This window comes from Streptomyces niger (genome assembly GCF_000718305.1).
GTDB lineage: Bacteria > Actinomycetota > Actinomycetes > Streptomycetales > Streptomycetaceae > Streptomyces > Streptomyces niger.
In genome coordinates this window covers 341,177-358,309 of the sequence record NZ_JOFQ01000001.1, presented here as the reverse complement: position 1 = coordinate 358,309, position 17,133 = coordinate 341,177, and the positions used below count along the sequence as shown (strand labels likewise).

Below are 17,133 nucleotides of genomic sequence, written 5' to 3'. Positions count from 1 at the left end.
GCGCCAAGAAAGTGAGCAGCGATGACCGTGCTTCCGGACCCGTGGTGGCCGCAGGCAGTCCTCGCGGGCATCCTTGCCGTGGATGCCGCGATGTCCATCCGCCCGCCTGCCTTCATCCGTGCCTGTCTGAACGGGGTCAGATTCCCCGAGGACTGGTGGTGGACGCTCGTCGTGATCAAGCTCCTCGCCGCCGCGGGCCTCATCACCGGCATCTACGTGGCGGGCATCGGCGTGGCTGCGAACGCCGGTGTCATCTGCTACTTCCTCGCGGCGTCCGTCGCACACATTCGCGCACGCTTCCTCCGGTCCGAGTTCTGGCTCAACTGTCTCGGCCTGCTCGCACTTTCGACGCTCGCGCTCATGGTGTCCTTCGTCGTACCCGGGGTGTGAGTGGCTGGATGCCAGCGCAGCGCTGGCGCAGGCCGGCCCGGCGACCGCCGGCTCAAGGCACCCACACGCTGCGCATCCGCGGCACCATCGTCATCGCTCGGGACGGATGGTGAGTCGTACGCCCTCGGCGAGCCGGTACAGGCGGGTGTCCACGACCGCCCCGAAGAGGCGCCGGGGCGAAGGCCACGGTCCTGCGCGCGTGCAACTCGACGCAACCCTTGCCGCCGGCGCCTCGGTCGGCTGTGATCGGCGTTACAGCAGGAACGCCGGTCGGAGGGAGCCCCGATGACAGAGACGCTGGACGTGGCGCGGCAGGACGGTTCCGAGGATCGTCCTTCCCGGGCACGAGAGGACCGTTCTCCTCAGGCACGAGTGGATGGCTGGCTCGCCCGGTTCGAGGCCGCACTCGCGGCGCGGGACGTGGCGGCAGCGGCCTCGCTGTTCGCCGTCACCAGCTACTGGCGGGATCTGGTGGCCTTCACCTGGAACATCAAGACCGTGGAGGGGCGGGCGGGCGTCGCGGACCTGCTCACCGCCTGCCTCGACCACACCGACCCGGCCGGTTTCCGCACCACCGAGGCGCCGGTGGAGGCCGATGGGGTCACCGAGGCGTGGATCGAGTTCGAGACCGCGGTGGGGCGGGCGAAGGGCCACCTGCGGCTGACGGACGACGGCGCGTGGACGCTGCTGACCAGCCTGCGCGAGCTCAAGGACTTCCCCGAACCGCTGGGTGAGCTGCGGCCCAAGGGCGCGCAGCACGGCGCGATCACCCACCGCCGGTCCTGGGCCGAGGAGCGGGCGCTGGAGCAGGAACAGCTGGGGTACGACCGGCAGCCGTACGTGGTGGTCATCGGCGGCGGCCAGGGTGGCATCGCGCTCGGTGCCCGGCTGCGCCAGCTCGGCGTGCCGGCGCTGGTCGTGGAACGCAACGACCGCCCGGGCGACTCCTGGCGCAAGCGGTACAAGAGCCTGTGCCTGCACGACCCGGTCTGGTACGACCACCTCCCCTACCTGCCCTTCCCGGACAACTGGCCGGTGTTCGCGCCGAAGGACAAGATCGCGGACTGGCTGGAGATGTATACCCGCGTGATGGACGTGCCGTACTGGACGCGCTCGGCGGCCACCTCGGCCGCATTCGACGAGGCGACCGAGACCTGGCGGGTCGTGGTGGACCGGGACGGCGAGGAGATCGTGCTCACGCCGTGCCACGTGGTGTTCGCCACCGGCATGTCGGGCAAACCCCACCTGCCGTCGTTCCCCGGCATGGCGGACTTCGAGGGCGAGCAGCACCACTCCTCGCAGCACCCGGGCCCGGACCGGTACGCGGGCAAGAAGGCGGTCGTCATCGGCTCCAACAACTCCGCCCACGACATCTGCGCGGCGCTGTGGGAGCACGGCGCGGACGTGACGATGGTGCAGCGCTCCTCGACGCACGTCGTGCGGTCGGAGTCGCTGATGGACTTGGGCCTCGGGGACCTCTACTCCGAACGCGCGGTACGCGCCGGGATGACCACCGAGAAGGCCGACATGGTGTTCGCGTCGCTGCCGTACCGCATCATGCACGAGTTCCAGATCCCGATCTACGAGCAGATCCGCGAACGCGACGCCGACTTCTACGAACGCCTGGAGAAGGCCGGCTTCGACCACGATTGGGGTGACGACGGGTCGGGCCTGTTCATGAAGTACCTGCGCCGCGGCTCCGGTTACTACATCGACGTGGGCGCGGCCGAACTCGTCGCCGACGGCCGGATCAAGCTCGCCCGAGGCCAGGTCGACCACCTCACCCGGACCGGCGTCGTGCTCGCCGACGGCACCGAACTGGACGCCGACCTCATCGTGTACGCGACCGGCTACGGCTCCATGAACGGCTGGGTCGCCGACCTGTGTGGCCAGGAGATGGCGGACCGGGTCGGCAAGTGCTGGGGGCTGGGCTCGGACACGACCAAGGACCCGGGCCCCTGGGAAGGGGAGCAGCGCAACATGTGGAAACCCACCCAGCAGCCGGGGCTGTGGTTCCACGGCGGGAACCTGCACCAGTCCCGGCACTACTCGCTCTACCTCGCCCTGCAGCTCAAGGCGCGTTACGAGGGTCTGCCCACCCCGGTCTACGGCCTGCAGGAGGTCCACCACCTCGCGTGAGCGGGAGCCGACGGCCGAGTCCGCCGCGCGGTTGAGGCCACGGCTGCGTTCGACGCCCGGTGACCTACGCCGCCGCCCGGACCGGTATGGAGCAAACGGCTCGCACCATTTGGTGCAGCCCTGCGAACCGTACTGGTCCGGGCCGTTGCGTCCGCGTGGACGGTGCCACCACCGGCGCCACCGCCGTCCTCAGCGGGCGCATCGGGGACGGACGGGATGACGATAGGGGTGACCTGACCCTGCCACGCTGTCCCTAGGAGGAGACGGCATGACATCTTCCTCGGATTCAACGTCCTCCGGCACAGACCCCCTGACCGGCGCCGCACCACAAGACGCCGCCGTCCCCCAAAGCCTGGCCCCCCTGGCGAACGCAGGCTGGCAATTCCTGCTCACCGCGGGCCTGGCCACCATCGCCCTGGGCGTGGTGATTCTTGCCTGGACGGGGGAGACGCTGCGGGTCATCGGTGTGCTCTTCGGCATCTACCTGTTGGTCACGGGTGTCTTCCAGCTCGCCGCCGCCTTCGGCACGCACGTCCCCGGACATCTTCGGGCGCTGCATTTCCTTACCGGTGCGCTCTCCGTCCTGCTCGGACTGATCTGCTTCCGGGGCACCCTGCAGTCACTCCTCCTGCTCGCCCTGTGGATCGGCTTCAGCTGGCTGGTGCGCGGCATCATGATGACGGTCGCGACGGTCTCGGCGAAGGCCGTGCCGGCGCGAGGCTGGACGCTGTTCTACGGCATCATCAGCATGCTGGCGGGCATCGTACTGATCGTCTCGCCGCTCACCTCGATCGCCGCTCTCACCCTCACCGTGGGCATCCTGGCCATAGTGCTCGGGGTGGTCGAGGTCTGCCACGCCGTCAGGATGCGGGTCGCGGTCGGCCGCCTCGCTCGGGGCACCGAAACGCGGCGGCGACCCCTGTTCCACTCCCGCCCGCACCCCCAACACTGACTCCAGGACCCCACCGCCCCCGCGCCCGGCCACGGTCACATCACTGACGGTGGCCGGGCACGACACTGACGGTGGCCGGGCACGACAGTGACGGTGGGCGGGCGCGTCACTGATGCTGGTCGGGCGCTTCACTGACGGTGGGCGGGCGCGTCACTGACAGTGGGTGGGCACGTCGGTCCCCACGGCTCGGCCCGTCAGGACGACGGCGGGGCTGCGTCGGAGCCCACCGACGGCAGGTAGTGCGGTGCGCGCCAGGCGGACAGCCGGTGCTCCACCGCGGCCCCCAACGACAGCAGATCGCCGTCCTGGTGGTCACCGGCCATCAGAAGCACCCCGACGGGCAACTTGTTCACGAACCCGGCGGGCACCGACAAGGACGGGTATCCGGCGACAGCGGCGGGGGTGGAGGACGGGATCACGTCGTTGTCGCCCCGCGCACAGTCGGTCGTCCAGGCCGGCGGATTCGTCGGGGAGGCGATGGCGTCCAGCCGATGGGCGGCCATGGTCTCGTCGATGGAACGCCGGGAGAGGTCTTTCAGTTCGGCGCGCTTGGCCCGGTACGCGGGGTCGGTGGTGGGAGGCGCGGCGAGAGCCTGCTCGAACAGCTCCTGGCCGGCGAAGCAGGTCCGCTCCGCCGGGTGGGTGCGGTTGAAGTCGATGAGCTCGGCGAGGCTCTTCGGCCCCTTGCGAGTGGCGAGGTAGGCGTCGATGTCCCGGTGGAACTCGCTGAGCAGCGCCGGGAATTCGAGTTCGGCGAGCCGCTTCTGATACGGCGGCGTCACCTCGACGACCTCGGCCCCCGCCGCGCGCAATTTCTTGGCGGTACGGGACATCAGCGCGTCCACCTCCGCTCCGAGCGAAGGCAACCGCCACAGGCCGATCCGCTTGCCGCGCAGGTCGCCACGGTGCGCCGACCCGCCCGGGAGACCGGCGGCGCCGCCGCGAGGCGCAGCGGAGCCGTCACCGCTGAGCACCGAGAGGGTGAGCGCGGTGTCGGTCACGTTGCGCGCCATGGGGCCCGCGGTGTCCTGCTCCGCGGAGATCGGCACCACGCCGTCCTGACTGACCAGTCCGAGGCTGGGCTTGTGGCCGACCACCCCGTTCATCCCGGCCGGGCAGACGATGGAACCGTCCGTCTCGGTACCGATCGCCACCTGAGCCAGGGACGCGGCGAGCGCGGCACCCGAACCGGCGGAGGACCCGCACGGGTTCCGGTCCAGTACGTACGGATTGTGGGTCTGCCCGCCCACTGCCGACCAGCCCGATGTCGGCTTCTCCGCGCGGAAGTTCGCCCACTCGGACAGGTTGGTCTTGCCGAGGATCACGGCGCCGGCGGCCCGCAGCCGCTTGACCAGGGGAGCGTCGGTACGCGGCGGGCTGCCGGCCAGGGCGAGCGACCCGGCCGTCGTCGGCATGTCGCGGGTGTCCACGTTGTCCTTGAGCAGCACGGGAATGCCGTCCAACGGGCCGAGGGTGCGCCCTTGCCGGTGCCGGGCGTCGCTGGCGGCGGCCTGGCGCAGAGCCGTCGGATCGGTACGCAACACCGCGTTGATCTTGGGGTCCACGGTCTTGATCCGCCACAGATAAGTGCTGGTCAACGCCGACGAGGTGAGAGAGCCGGCAGCCATGCGCGACTGCAGTTCCGGGATGGTGACCGTGTCGAGGTCGCCCCCCGGCTTCGGTGGCGAACCGGCCGGTACCGGCGAGCCGTCGGCACCGGATTCCGCGCCTTCCGCTCGCGGATGCGGTACGGCTGCACACAGGGTTCCCGCGACCAGGGCGACGGCGGCCAGCGCACCCATGCCTCTGTTCCTCATGCTCCTCATGCTCCTCATGAGGGGTAGCCGACTATACGGCCGCGTCCCGGCGCAAGGGTGCCTCAAGCGTCAGCAGTGGGGAGGCGATCGGTGTGCGCGGTAGGTCTCTGCCGCAGGATCACCGGCACTGCATCGACCGTGGTCCGGGTCAGGTGTACGCCCGCGGTCGCAGCCGGCCGGTGTCGACTCCTCAGCCGATGGGGTCGACGAAGGTGGCCGGGCGGGTGGCGCTGCTCGGTCGTCGAGCCGCCCGCGTACGGTCGACCAGCCTCCGGCGGTCGTCACTCCGCGTCTTCGGGCTCCAGCTCGAACGTGAAATAGATGCTCAGCTGGTACGAGTAGGGCTCGCCGTCGACATGCTTCCACGACACATCGATCAGGCGGACGTCGTGCTCCTTCACCCACTCGTGGGCCTGCCGAAAAGCCTCCTCGGCAGTGGTGACGGGGAAGAGCTTCCTGGCCATGGGATGAACCTGACTCTCCTCACCCGAGTCGTCGAAGTCCTCCGGAACGTCCAGACAGAGGTCGGGATCGATCGCCATCACTGCGCCTTTCCATACGATTGCCGGCACGGGCCGCTGCGCCGCTGCACGCTCATCTTCCGAACGCGCCACCGGGTAAGACCACCCCCACCCCGGAAAGGTTGCCGGGGCAGGCCCGGCTCCCGCGTGTACCGGTACGTGCGCTGCTCGGCGGAGTCGTGGCGTGCGGGCCGCCTCGGTGACGCCGCGGTCCTGTACGACCGCCCCGAGAGCGACTTCAGCCCGTCCAACCTCTGGGCCGCGGACCGCTCGCAGGGCCCGTAGCGCTGATCAACGCTCTTCTGCACGACAGTGAGACCGAGGCCGTGCGCTTGCCTTGGAGCCCATGAGGGGAACCAATGCATCCGCTCGCGCAAACGGTTCTGGGCCCGCCGGAAGATGCTCCGGCGGGCCCAGTGACGAGTAGCGGGGACAGGATTTGAACCTGCGACCTCTGGGTTATGAGCCCAGCGAGCTACCGAGCTGCTCCACCCCGCGTCGGTACGGCCACTCTATGCGGTAGGAGCCTGTGTACCTAATCGGTATACGTAATCGGTGAGTCGGTCTCCGACCGACCGAGGGCTCCACGCGACCCGCGGGCACGTACGCCGGCCGCACGGGCCCGGAGTACGTGCCCGCGGGCCCGGAGTACGTGCCCGACGTCTCGGGCGTTCTCCGTACGTCACGGAGACAGGCGCTCAGAGGCCCATGGAGGCCCGGAACTCCTCGAACGAGACCTTGCGGTCACCGTCGCTGTCGATGGTGTCGATGAGTGCCTGCGCGGCCTCGTCGGTGACGCCCGTCTCGCCGAGCTCCTCGACGACCTTCCGGTACTCCTCTGCGGTCAGCTGACCGTCACCGTCGAGGTCGTAACGCTCGAAGACCTTTCGCGCTGCGGCTGTCATGTCTACCACGGGGGCGCCTTTCTCTCGCTGTTGCCAAGACCGGCCCCACCCTAGTAGGGCTTGACGAGCCGTCCTCCGGCGGTGCAGCACCGGCCGGTACGAGAGTCGGTACAAGGTCGCCGGCATGGCCACCGGCTTCCCCGCGGGCCGTGCGGAGACCCCTCCCGGATGCGATTCCCGCATGCGATTCCCGCATGCGATCGACGCCCCGACCGCACGGCGGCCGAAGAGCGCGAACCGGCCGGTCGCAGGGGCATGTGTGGACAGCACATGCACGTCAGCCAATACCTGAAGCCCGATGCGTGTTTCTGGAAACCTGCACCCCAGGACGGTAAAGTCGACCACATGGATGGAGTGCCCGAGCCCTACACCGGATGGACGTTCATCACCAACCACGCGCGGGTACTGGCCGTCATCGCCGACAACCACAGTGTCCGCATCCGTGAGATCGCGGCTTACTGCCGCCTCACCGAACGCGCCGTCCAGAAGATCATCGCCGACCTGGAAGAGGCCGGTTATCTCTCCCACACGAGGGAGGGCCGCACCAACACCTACCGGATCGACCCCGGCAAGGTGCTGCGCCACCCGGCCGAAGCGGGCCTGACGGTGGCCTCCCTGCTCTCCCTGCTCGTTCAGGACGAAGTCCACCGCACCACGTCCCCGGCATCGGCGGCCGGTTCCACCTCGTGACCTGACGGGCGGCCGTGCCGAGGGTGGCCGTGACAGGGCGGCCGCGCGCGGATTCTCGTCCGACAGGGAAGGCGAGACCGATCGGCGCGAGACCCGCGGCCTGGACCGGCGTGCGCCCGACCGGCGTGCGCCCGACCGCGTTGCCCCGCGTGGCGGCGGCCTGCGTGGATTCCGGTGATCGTCCGCCGTGACGCCGACTGCTTCGCCCGGATCGCCCCGTAGGACGCCCGGTTCGTCCCGCCGAGTTGTAGCCTCGGCCCTTATGAGCTGGCTGCCTGACGACTTCGTCCACCCCACGTACGTGCGCGTGCCCGACACCGCGCTGCACCTGCGGCCGATCCGGGAGGCGGACACCGCGATCGACTACCCCGCCGTGATGGGCTCCCGAGAGCGCCTGTGGGAGATCTTCGGTCCGGCCTGGGGCTGGCCCAAGGAGACGATGACGTATGAAGAGGACCGCGTCGACCTGCTGCGGCACGAGAAGGAGATAGCCGCGCACCAGTCGTTCAACTACGCGCTGTTGGACGAGGACGAAACGACGCTCCTCGGCTGCGTCTACATCGACCCGCCCGAGCGCATCGGCTCCGACGGGGAGATCGCCTGGTGGGTGGTGGACGACCATGCCGGTGGCGAGGTGGAGCGCGCGCTCGACGCGCTGGTGCCGCAGTGGATCGCCGCCGACTGGCCCTTCCGGCACCCCCGTTACCTGGGTCGCGACATCTCCTGGCAGGACTGGCTCGCGCTGCCGCCCGCCCGGTGACGCGCCCCAGGCGGTGCCTTGCTCGCCCGGATCGTGCCGTGGCGGGTCGTTCAATGCGTCCGTCGGGTCCGTCGGGTCCGTCGCGTTCATCGCGTCCGTCGCGTCCGTCGCGTCCGTCGCGTTCGATGCGTTCGATGCTTCCGATGCGATCGATGCGATACGAGAAGGCCGCTCGCTGACGACGGGGGATGCATCAGCGGGCGGCCTTCTTTGCGGTTGCCCGCTCGTTGGGCGATGAAACCATCGGCTGCTCGCTCGGGCCGTCTCCGCATGGCCCCGCTGCCTGTGTCACGAGCGGAGCGACTCCGCACGGTGGTGCACTCGCCCGGGTTCGTCAGCCGCGACGCGCGACCGGCGGCGATCAGGAGCAGCCGGTGTCGGTGCACTTCTCCAGGTCGATGCGCTTCTCCAGTTCGGTGCGCTTCTCCAGGCGGGTGCCGTGGCGAAGGGTGAGGGACATCAGGTCGCTCGGGGCGTCCAGTTCCAGGCGGTGCCAGCGGCCGCGGGGGACGATCGCGGCGGTGCCCGCCGGCAACTGCACCACGTCCTCGGCGTCGCCGGGCTCGGTGGGCCGGAAGTAGAGGCGGACCCCGCCGGTCAGGCAACACACTGCCTCCTCGGCCTCCGGATGCATCTCCCAGTGGTCGGCGTGCACGTCGGCATCGGTCTCGACGTGGAACGTCGCAACGTGCCAGGTGCCGGGATCGCCGCTGGTCATGCGGCGTTCGGCGGCTCGGACAGTGCCGTCGGGGCCGATGTGCAGCGCCGAGGCGAACAGATCGACGGGGGAGCGGGGAGTGGTGGACGTGGTGGACGTGGTGGTCATGACGGGATCGCCTTTCGCTGGTTCGTCGTTGGCGCGGTGGGCTCGGGAGCGTTTTTGTACATGTAAGAAAAGTAGCGTCAGGAGTCGCCGCTGTCGACACCTGAGGAATGCCGTCGATGCCTGAGGAATGATGAGGGCCATGCCGCAACCGTCCGCACCGCGCAGAACCACCGGCCGACCTCCCCGCATCTCCCGCGAGCAGGTCCTCGACACAGCCCGCAGGATCGTCGACGAAGACGGCGTGGACCGACTGACCATGCGGCGGCTGGCCACGGAGATCGGCAGTACGCCGATGGCGCTCTACCACCACGTCAGCAACAAGGAAGAACTGCTCGTCCTGCTGCTGGACGACTACGCCGCGCGAACCCTGCGCCGGCCCCGCATGCCCGACCGGCCTCGCGAGCGGGTCGTCCTCGCCGCCGCCACGATCCACGAAGTGCTCGCCGCCTGCCCCTGGATCGTGCCGGTGTTGACCGCCGATGACCTGATGGCCGCGTCCGCCCTGTGGTTCGTCGAGCAGATCGTCGACGGCCTGGTCGAGTGCGGCCTGACGCCCGAGCGGGCGGTACACGGATACCGTGCGATCTGGTACTACACCGCCGGAGAGATCGTGGTCCGCACGACAGCCGCCCGGCGGCGTGCGGACGACGACCGCCCCACCTATCGGGAGCGGGTCTTCGCCGACCTCGACCCGAGCGAGACCCCTCGCTTGGCCCAGGTCGCGGACCACTGGGCGCCGCTGACCGCCGAGGACACCTACATGGAGGGGCTGCGGGCGCTGGTGGACGGCCTCCTCGCCACCCGCTGACCCGCTCGATCTCCGGTCGGGAGAGGCGGTGGAGAGGCGGTGGAGAGCGGCGGAGAGGCGGTGAGGAGCGGCGGCGGAGAGGCGACGGAGAGCGGCGGAGAGGCGACGGAGAGCGGCGGAGAGGGCGTCGCAAAGGAATTCGCTGTAATCACCGACCCTATATCGTGAACGAACGTTCGGCGGTAGGGATCGTTCCGTCGTGCGGTACTCCACGGGCCGGTACGAGTTCTCTCTGCGGGGCTATTGCCACCCTTATCGAGCGGCAGTAGAAGAAGGAGGGAAGGAAGGGCGTTGCGGCCGCGGCGTTGAGACCATCAACTCACCGGAAGACCGGGTGACGCACAATGCCGCAAGATTTGCATACCGCTGTGTCGAACGAGCCCGCGGAAGAGGCCGTAGCCCTGGCCGCGGACCAGCCGGCCATGACGGAACCCCCGTCGGAAGGGGCGCAGGGCGAACCGCTCCACTCGACCGCCGAAGGCCTGGAACAGGTGGAGGGATATCGGCGACCCGAGCACTTCTCGCCGGAGTCCTGGACCGCGCCGAGTGCGTCGCTGCCCGATATCGGAGAGGCCTCGTTCGGTCCTCCGCCGCCCGTCGCGGAGACGGTCCACGGACCGGACGACCGGGTCCAGATAACCAACACCACCGTTTATCCGTGGCGAGTGCACTGCTATTTGCTCATCACCGCCGCCGACAACACCCGATATCAGGGAACTGGCTGGTTCCTCGGACCGCACACCATTGCCACGGCCGGGCACGTGGTCTACATCAAGGGCAGCGGCGTGGCCGGCCGGGACGGCTGGGTCAAGAGCATCCAGGTCATGCCGGGCCGCAACGGTTCGTCGCTGCCGTTCGGAAGCATCAACTGCACCAGCTTCCGCTCGGTGACGGGCTGGACGAACAACGGCGACGAGAACTACGACTACGGCGCCATCATCACTCCGTCCAACGTCGGTTCCACCCTCGGCTATTTCGGCTTCGGGGTGTACCCGGATGCCGACCTGCTGAAGACGACCGGGAACATCGCGGGTTATCCGGGCGACAAGCCGGCGGGGACCCTGTGGTACGCGGCGCGCGGTATCGACTCGGTAGCCGCACGTAAGGTGTACTACGACATCGATACGGCGGGCGGCCAGAGCGGTAGCTCCGTCTATCGCATCCGTACCGACACCGGCGGCCGTTTCGGGTTTGCCATCCATGCCTACGGTGGTGCCAGGGTGAATTCCGGTACGCGCATCACCACGCCGGTATTCAACAACTATGTGGCCTGGAAGGCGTGAACATCTCAGCATGAGTGAAACCGGACCTGCCCCCGCTGCTCTGCTCAACGGCGTCGTCCGCAATGCCTCCGGTGCTCCGGTGGCCGACGCCCGGGTCTTTTTCACGGAAAGCCCGCAGCCGCTGCCCGATATCGCCGTACTGACAGACGGCGCGGGCAGGTTCACCCTGACCGTTCCGGCTCCGGGCGACTACACCCTGGCGTGCCACGCGGAGCTTCCCGAGGGGGCGTCGGCATCGGGGGAGGCCCGGGTGCACGTGGTACCCGGGCCGAGCGGTAGCCGGTCGGCCGAGGTGTGGATCGAACTTCGCCTCGCGTGAGCCGCGCCTTCCGCCCCTTCCGCCTTCGGCTCGCGTGAGGCCGCGCCTTCCGCGCTCGCGGATCGCCTCACGCGGGGGTTCATCTCCTGCTGCTCGTCCCCGCGCTCGGCCGGCCGGCGCCACTGACACGGAGCGCCGGGCGACGTCCGTAGCAGCGGGCGTCGCCCGGTGTCGTGCTGCGTCACGGGGCGGCGAAGTGTGTGCTACCCGGCGCTGTCGTCGGTCGGTCGCCGGATCGGTGTGCCCCGCAGGGCCGTGCCGTACCGGTGGACGTCTTCCAGGGCGTTCAGGACGATGGTGCGCTGATGCCAGTCGAGCCACCGGCCGGCCTGCACGGCTATCGCGTCCATGGCGGTGGCCTGCGCCCGTGTGAGGTCCTGGTTCTCCCGCGGGAGGTGGAGGGAGAACACCCCGACGGTGCGGCCTGCGGGGGAGAGCATCGGCGTGCTGTGCGTGGTGCGGCTGCCGACCGACAGGATCATTTCGCGCGCCGGTTCGCTGACCGTGGGGTCGGAGGCGACGTCGGAGGCGACACGGACCCGGCGCCGGGCGGCGAGGGAACAGGAGGTGCCTTCGTCGACCACGGCGAAGAAGTCCAGGAACTCCTCGCTGAGCCCGCGATGCTGCTCCATCCGCAGCCCGACCGGAGGCTCGACCGTCTGCAGATCGCCCATCGGTGCCCCGGTGCAGTCCAGTGCCTGGTGCAGCACCTGCTTGAGGACGGTGCTGCGGTTGACCTTGTCCGGCCGGTGACCGGGCAAAAACCGCAGCGCCGGCGGTCTCCGGTCGGAGCGGCCGGGAAACCACAGGCCCCGGTCGTCGTCCGGGCGGGGCACGGACACCACGGCGGACGCCAGCACACGCAGTTTGAGATTGTGCCGTTGCGAACAACGCTTCATCAGGTCGAAAGCGCTCTGTGCGTCCGGCAGTCGGTAGCGTTCCTGGACGATGCCCTGTGCGAGGGAGATCAGTGGGTGCGTGCGCACCTTGGCGCGCAGGTCCCGTACTTCCCGCTGGAGCCGGTCGAGCTCCTCTTGCCGGGCGTCCGACGGTTCGCCGTCCATCGGCGCCGGTCCTGTGGGATTCGGCATGGTTTCCTCCGGTTCTGGCCGGACCGTTCCCGGGCCACAGCACGCAAGTGGTCTCCAGCGAACCTAACTCATCCGGCTCCGGCAGCCTGCCGCCGGCGTTCGGCCGGACGCCGTGCTCTACACCCCCACCGGCGCGATCGTGCGGAACGCGTTCTCCGAGTCCCGGCGCGGCCGGGCGATCGGCGCACTGCACGGGGACAACGGCTTCGGGCTGGGCTGGCCATCGGCCCACTGCTCGGAGGCGTCATCATCTCCGCGTCACGATGCCCGTCCGGGTGCGTGACCTCCTGCCGCGAGACCTCCCCGCCTGCACCTGGTCGGGTTCGGCCACGCACCTGCGTCACGTGGCACGGGCGTTGGAGCGAGCCGAAGCCGGCGAGGTGGACTACCTGGCCGTGTGCACCCCGGTGGATCTGCCGGTGGCGATCGGCGGCGTCGACTACCAGGTCGCTGCGGGAGCCGGCACCTTGTGGCAGCTCGCGGTGGTGCCGGCACTGCAATCCCGCGGCCTGGGTACGCTGTCGATCCGAGCTGCCGAACAACGGATCAAAGGACGCGGCCTGCACCGGGCCGCGCTCGCCGTGGAGGAGGACAACCCCCGGGCTCGCGCTCTCTACACACGTCTGGGGTACACCGCATACGGCCGTGCGCCCGACGGCTGGGACGAGGAAGGACCGGACGGGTCGATCCGTCGCCACGAGACGATGTGCGTCCTCATGCGACGGGAACTCTGAATCCCGGGCGGAGGCCGAGGTGCGAGGGGCGTGGTCGCAAAGGCCGAGGTCCGAGGGGCGTGGTCCGTCTCCGGGGCCTTGAGCGGCGGGTCAGTGCACCAGCAGGTCGACCAGCCCCGTCAGGCCCTCCTCGCCGCCGGCCTCGGCCAAGCGGCGGCGCATCAGCGCGAAGTAGGGGCTGAGCAGCTCCGGACTGACGCCCTGCTGCTGTGCGGTGCTCAGGAAGGTCGGCGTGCCGGCCACCTGCATGGCGAGACGCGAGACGACCCCCTTGGTGTAGTCGCCGTGCCGCAGTTGGTCGGCGGTCTGGTGAATTCCCGGGGCCATCGCGACGAGCCAGTCGGCGAGCAGCGGGGCGAGCGATGCGGGGTCGATGTCTTCCTTGCGGATCAGCGCGAAGGCGTGCGTGATCCCGGCGAACATCCCGTACATGGCGCTGAGCAGGGCCACGTCGTGGAGGGCGGCGAACCCCGCGTCGTGGCCGACGTAGGTGGTGCCGGCCGGAACCGCCAACGTCTCCCGGTGCCGTTCGAAAAGCTCCCGCGAGCCGCTGTAGAAGACGTAGCTGCCGGCCTCCGGGACACCGATCATCGGCGGGACGGCCATGATGCCGCCGTCCAGGTAGTGGGCGCCGCGCTCGCGGGCCCACTCGGCGCGGGCGCGGGCCTGGGCGGGGGTGCTGGTGGTCAGGTTGACCAGGTCTCTGTCGGTCAGGTCGGCGCCGGTCAACACCTCGTCGACCGAGGCATCGTCCAACAGGCACGCGACCACCAGGGTATGCGCCGCGACCGCTTCGGCCGCGCTGCCCGCGACCCTCGCCCCCTCGGCGGCGAGCGCCGCGGCGCGGGCCGGTGTGCGGTTCCAGACGGTGACCGGGTGGCCGGCGGCAAGCCAGGCACGGGCCAGCGCGGCGCCCATTGCGCCGAGGCCCAGCAGTGCGACGGGAGTCTTCTCAATGTTGTTGTCTGCCATGCCGATTAGGCTGGTACCAGGCCCGGGCGTCCTCAAGTACGCACTTCGGAGTGGGTGCTTACCCCGGGGTGAGTGAGCAGGTCAGAGGGGTGGGGCATGACGACGCTGAATCGGCCGGGTGCAGCAGGCGGCCACGTCTGCGGAATCGACGCCGCGATGGAGGTGATCGGCGGCAAGTGGAAGGTGCTGATCCTCTGGGCGCTGCACGAGCATCCTTGCCGCCGCTTCGGCGAGCTGCGCCGACTGCTTCCGGGCATCACCGAGAAGGTGTTGGCCTCCCACCTGCGTGAGATGGAGGCGGACGGCATCGTGCAGCGTGTCTCCTACGACGAGGTGCCGCCCCGCGTCGAGTACACACTGACCGAGGACGGCACCCGCCTCAACACCGCACTCCAACCGCTGGCCGCCTGGGGACGCGAACGACCGTCCCACCAAGGCCCGCAGGAAAAGGAAACGGGGCGCTCCGGCCCGACAGCCACCGGTCGGCGAGCGGCGAGGAGTGGCGCGCCTTCGGTGATGATGTGAACTCGCCACCGATGGGGGGCGGGAGGAACCGAGGAGGCGGGGCTGTGGTGGTCGAGGTGCCGGACGAGATACGGGATCAGTGCACACGCTCGGGGCCCGGCGTCGTATACGCGTTGAAGGTGTTGTGCGCCCAGCTGGCGGCTGACCCGCTGATGGGGACGCCGGGCTGGGAACCGTCGGAGTACGTGGTCCATGTCGACGACGAGACCTTCGACGACTGCCCGGCGCTGGACGTTGTGTACGCCTACGGGCCGCCGGCGTCGGTCGAGGGCGTGGTGCAGGTGCGCAGCGTGGACGTGCTGCCCCGTGCGCCTGCGCGCACGACGGAGCCCGAACACGCCGGCCGGAACGAGCGGCCGCTCGCGGACGCGGTGCAGGCGCGGCAGGTGACCGAAGCGTGGCGGCGCATCGAGGCCTGGCTGCGCCGGAACGCCCCCACCACGCATGCCGCGCTCAAACCCGGCGCGTCGGAGAGCGAGATCGCGGCGTGCGAGGCGGCGCTCGGCGTGCGGGTACCGGCATCGCTGCGGGCGCTGTGGCGCCTGTGTGCGGGAAGCCTCGACGTGCGCGGCGCCGGGCTGCTTCCCGACCACGGCTGGGCCTTGATGGATCTTGACGCGGTGGCGAGGTCGTACCGGTGGCACATGGAAAGCCGGCGCCGGCAGGAGCAGCGGTTCGGCGAGGAGGAGGGAATGCCGCTGTGGCGGCCGTCCTGGATTCCCTTCTGCTCGTGGAGCGTCACGGATCTGAGTTACGGCATGTTCGTCGACGGCGGGACGGGCGAAACCGGGCGCTGGACCGAGACAGCCGAGCGCACGGTCGAGGACTTGTCGCTGACCATGTTCCTGGAGGAGACGGCCGACAGACTGGAGTACCCGAAGCTGTTCCCGGGCTACCGGCCGGGGCTGATCGGCTCGATGCTGGTGTGGGGGCCGCCGCTCACTCCTGACGAGAAGGCCTTGTGGGAGCCGTGGCACGGCTGAAGCGCGCGAAGAGGGGGGCGGACGCAGGTCCGCCCCCCTCCCGGACAGGCCGGTACCCGGGCGAGTGCGCTCACCCCTTGTTCGGGGTGTTCCGTGGCCCATTGTGGGACTGCTCGTGCTGGTCGTGCTGGTCGTGCTGCTCGTACTGCTCGTGGGACTGCTGGAGCTGGAGGAATGCCGCAATCAGGTCCTGGGGCGTGTGCAGGTCGGAGTCGGCCCCGTGGGCCTCGGCGCCTTCGAAGACGACCACCTCGACGCTGCGGCGGAACATGTCCTGCTCGTATGCCGTGAGCGCGGCCTCGGTGTCGTCGGGGTGTGCGGCGAGGGCCTTGCCGAGTTCGGCGCCGTCGAGCATGGCCAGGTTGGCGCCTTCGCCGTTCGGGGCCGAGAGGTGGGCGGCGTCGCCGAGCAGGGTGACCCCCGGCACCATGTCCCACCGGTGTCCGGTCGGCAGGGCGTAGAGGGGGCGCAGGGTCGGTGCGAGGTCGCTGTCGGTGATCAGCGCGGTGAGCTCCGGCGCCCAGCCTTCGAACTCCCGCGTGATCCGCTCGGTGGCAGCGGCGGCATCGGCGAAGTCGATGGCGGCGAACCAGTCCTGCGGCTCGGCCAGCCCCACGTAGGCGTGCAGTGTGTCGTTGTCTTCCCGGTGCGCGAAGATCTCCCGGCCCGGCCGGAACGCGATCATCGACCCGCCGCCGACCGTTTTCGCGGCGGCGGGGTGCCGTGTGCCGGCGTCGAACAGGTAGGTCTCGACGATCGACTTGCCGGTGTACTCGGGCGTGGCGGCGGAGAGCAGCGGGCGGACCCGTGACCACGCGCCGTCCGCGCCGACCAGCAGGCCGGTGACAACGGTGCTGCCGTCGGCGAACGTCACCTCGTGCCGCCCCTCGCCGAGGGTACGGGCGCTGCTGACCTTGTGCCCCCACCGGACGGTGTCGGCCGGGAGTGAGTCGAGCAGGATGCGTCGCAGCTCGCCACGCTGCACCTCGGGGCGTCCCCCTGCGCCGTCGTCGGCCATCTCGTGCAGGACGGTGCCGTCCGGGTCGAGGAACCGCATCGCCTGGCGGCCCGGCAGGATGATGCCACGGAACTCCGTCATCAAATCAGCGTCGTGCAGAGCGAGTTGGCCGTTGTAGTCGTGGATGTCGAGCATCCCGCCCTGCGAACGCGCCGTCGGGGAGGGCTCCGCTTCGTAGACCGTGGCCGGTATGCCATGGAGGTGCAGGACGCGGGCGAGCATGAGGCCGCCGAGTCCGGCGCCGATGATGGTGACGTCAGGGGTCATGAGGCTTCCTTGTCTGTGGACCCGGGCGGGCGCCCGCAGGATGTGCCGGGGCGCCGTTCCAGTGAGTCGGGACGATGCGACATCGGTGGTCGGCGCCGCTGATCCCGGCGCCGACCCGCTCCAATATCGCGGC

The 17,133-nt window shown here is 69.8% G+C and carries 18 protein-coding genes and 1 tRNA gene; 11 read left to right on the top strand and 8 right to left on the bottom strand.

Annotated elements, in window-relative coordinates; all coding sequences use genetic code 11:
- The first annotated feature begins 21 nt into the window (after positions 1-21).
- The 3 genes from IF20_RS01595 (at position 22) to IF20_RS01585 (ending at position 3,481) form a co-directional block, all read left to right on the top strand.
- Complete coding sequence (locus IF20_RS01595; RefSeq protein WP_052863059.1) at positions 22-390, top strand: DoxX family protein; 369 nt, start codon at positions 22-24, stop codon at positions 388-390.
- A gap of 285 nt (positions 391-675) precedes the next feature.
- Positions 676-2,529 (top strand): flavin-containing monooxygenase, encoded by a 1,854-nt coding sequence (locus IF20_RS01590; RefSeq protein WP_052863058.1) that lies wholly within the window; start codon positions 676-678, stop codon positions 2,527-2,529.
- Between the two features lie 268 nt (positions 2,530-2,797).
- A complete protein-coding gene (locus tag IF20_RS01585; protein ID WP_052863057.1) occupies positions 2,798-3,481 on the top strand; it encodes an HdeD family acid-resistance protein in 684 nt (227 codons plus the stop codon).
- Between the two features lie 194 nt (positions 3,482-3,675).
- On the opposite strand, the gene IF20_RS01580 is transcribed toward IF20_RS01585, so the two are convergent.
- The 4 genes from IF20_RS01580 to IF20_RS01565 form a co-directional block, all read right to left on the bottom strand.
- Positions 3,676-5,298 (bottom strand): amidase, encoded by a 1,623-nt coding sequence (locus IF20_RS01580; protein ID WP_052863056.1) that lies wholly within the window; start codon positions 5,296-5,298, stop codon positions 3,676-3,678.
- A 281-nt stretch (positions 5,299-5,579) separates the two neighbouring features.
- Positions 5,580-5,840 carry a hypothetical protein gene (locus IF20_RS01575; RefSeq protein WP_052863466.1) on the bottom strand — a complete coding sequence of 87 codons (261 nt, stop codon included), beginning with the start codon at positions 5,838-5,840 and terminating at the stop codon, positions 5,580-5,582.
- A 403-nt stretch (positions 5,841-6,243) separates the two neighbouring features.
- Positions 6,244-6,317, bottom strand: a tRNA-Met gene (locus tag IF20_RS01570).
- Positions 6,318-6,517: 200 nt separating this feature from the next.
- Positions 6,518-6,724: an EF-hand domain-containing protein gene (locus tag IF20_RS01565; RefSeq protein ID WP_110943698.1), complete on the bottom strand. Its 207-nt coding sequence runs from the start codon at positions 6,722-6,724 to the stop codon at positions 6,518-6,520.
- A gap of 345 nt (positions 6,725-7,069) precedes the next feature.
- On the opposite strand from IF20_RS01565, the gene IF20_RS01560 reads away from it, so the two are divergent.
- Together IF20_RS01560 and IF20_RS01555 are read left to right on the top strand one after the other, a co-directional pair.
- A complete protein-coding gene (locus IF20_RS01560; protein WP_052863054.1) occupies positions 7,070-7,414 on the top strand; it encodes a helix-turn-helix transcriptional regulator in 345 nt (114 codons plus the stop codon).
- Positions 7,415-7,676: 262 nt separating this feature from the next.
- The gene (locus IF20_RS01555; RefSeq protein ID WP_052863053.1) at positions 7,677-8,174 is read left to right on the top strand and encodes a GNAT family N-acetyltransferase; all 498 of its coding nucleotides are present in this window, start codon (positions 7,677-7,679) and stop codon (positions 8,172-8,174) included.
- Between the two features lie 361 nt (positions 8,175-8,535).
- Here the strand turns inward: IF20_RS01555 and IF20_RS01550 are convergent, their stop codons facing one another.
- Positions 8,536-9,000 (bottom strand): cupin, encoded by a 465-nt coding sequence (locus IF20_RS01550; RefSeq protein ID WP_052863052.1) that lies wholly within the window; start codon positions 8,998-9,000, stop codon positions 8,536-8,538.
- Positions 9,001-9,139: 139 nt separating this feature from the next.
- Here IF20_RS01550 and IF20_RS01545 point away from each other — a divergent pair, with 139 nt between their 5' ends.
- The 3 genes from IF20_RS01545 to IF20_RS01535 all read left to right on the top strand — a co-directional run bounded on the left by IF20_RS01545 (position 9,140) and on the right by IF20_RS01535 (position 11,410).
- Positions 9,140-9,808, top strand: coding sequence for a TetR/AcrR family transcriptional regulator (locus IF20_RS01545; RefSeq protein ID WP_052863051.1), 669 nt, complete (start codon positions 9,140-9,142; stop codon positions 9,806-9,808).
- A 368-nt stretch (positions 9,809-10,176) separates the two neighbouring features.
- Positions 10,177-11,091: a trypsin-like serine peptidase gene (locus IF20_RS01540; protein WP_234426450.1), complete on the top strand. Its 915-nt coding sequence runs from the start codon at positions 10,177-10,179 to the stop codon at positions 11,089-11,091.
- 10 nt (positions 11,092-11,101) lie between these two features.
- Entirely contained in the window at positions 11,102-11,410 is a 309-nt protein-coding gene (locus IF20_RS01535; RefSeq protein WP_199896442.1) for a carboxypeptidase-like regulatory domain-containing protein, read from the top strand.
- Positions 11,411-11,613: 203 nt separating this feature from the next.
- Here the strand turns inward: IF20_RS01535 and IF20_RS01530 are convergent, their stop codons facing one another.
- A complete protein-coding gene (locus tag IF20_RS01530) occupies positions 11,614-12,501 on the bottom strand; it encodes an ANTAR domain-containing protein (RefSeq protein WP_110943695.1) in 888 nt (295 codons plus the stop codon).
- Positions 12,502-12,764: 263 nt separating this feature from the next.
- Between IF20_RS01530 and IF20_RS01525 the strand changes: the two genes are divergently transcribed.
- Positions 12,765-13,235 (top strand): GNAT family N-acetyltransferase, encoded by a 471-nt coding sequence (locus IF20_RS01525; protein ID WP_052863047.1) that lies wholly within the window; start codon positions 12,765-12,767, stop codon positions 13,233-13,235.
- A gap of 90 nt (positions 13,236-13,325) precedes the next feature.
- Here IF20_RS01525 and IF20_RS01520 read toward each other — a convergent pair whose 3' ends face one another.
- Entirely contained in the window at positions 13,326-14,207 is an 882-nt protein-coding gene (locus IF20_RS01520) for an NAD(P)-dependent oxidoreductase (protein ID WP_052863046.1), read from the bottom strand.
- Positions 14,208-14,303: 96 nt separating this feature from the next.
- Here IF20_RS01520 and IF20_RS01515 point away from each other — a divergent pair, with 96 nt between their 5' ends.
- Together IF20_RS01515 and IF20_RS01510 are read left to right on the top strand one after the other, a co-directional pair.
- Positions 14,304-14,732, top strand: coding sequence for a winged helix-turn-helix transcriptional regulator (locus IF20_RS01515; RefSeq protein WP_052863045.1), 429 nt, complete (start codon positions 14,304-14,306; stop codon positions 14,730-14,732).
- Between the two features lie 44 nt (positions 14,733-14,776).
- Positions 14,777-15,715: an SMI1/KNR4 family protein gene (locus tag IF20_RS01510; protein WP_052863044.1), complete on the top strand. Its 939-nt coding sequence runs from the start codon at positions 14,777-14,779 to the stop codon at positions 15,713-15,715.
- Between the two features lie 70 nt (positions 15,716-15,785).
- On the opposite strand, the gene IF20_RS01505 is transcribed toward IF20_RS01510, so the two are convergent.
- The gene (locus IF20_RS01505; protein WP_110943694.1) at positions 15,786-17,000 is read right to left on the bottom strand and encodes an FAD-dependent oxidoreductase; all 1,215 of its coding nucleotides are present in this window, start codon (positions 16,998-17,000) and stop codon (positions 15,786-15,788) included.
- Positions 17,001-17,133 lie beyond the last annotated feature (133 nt).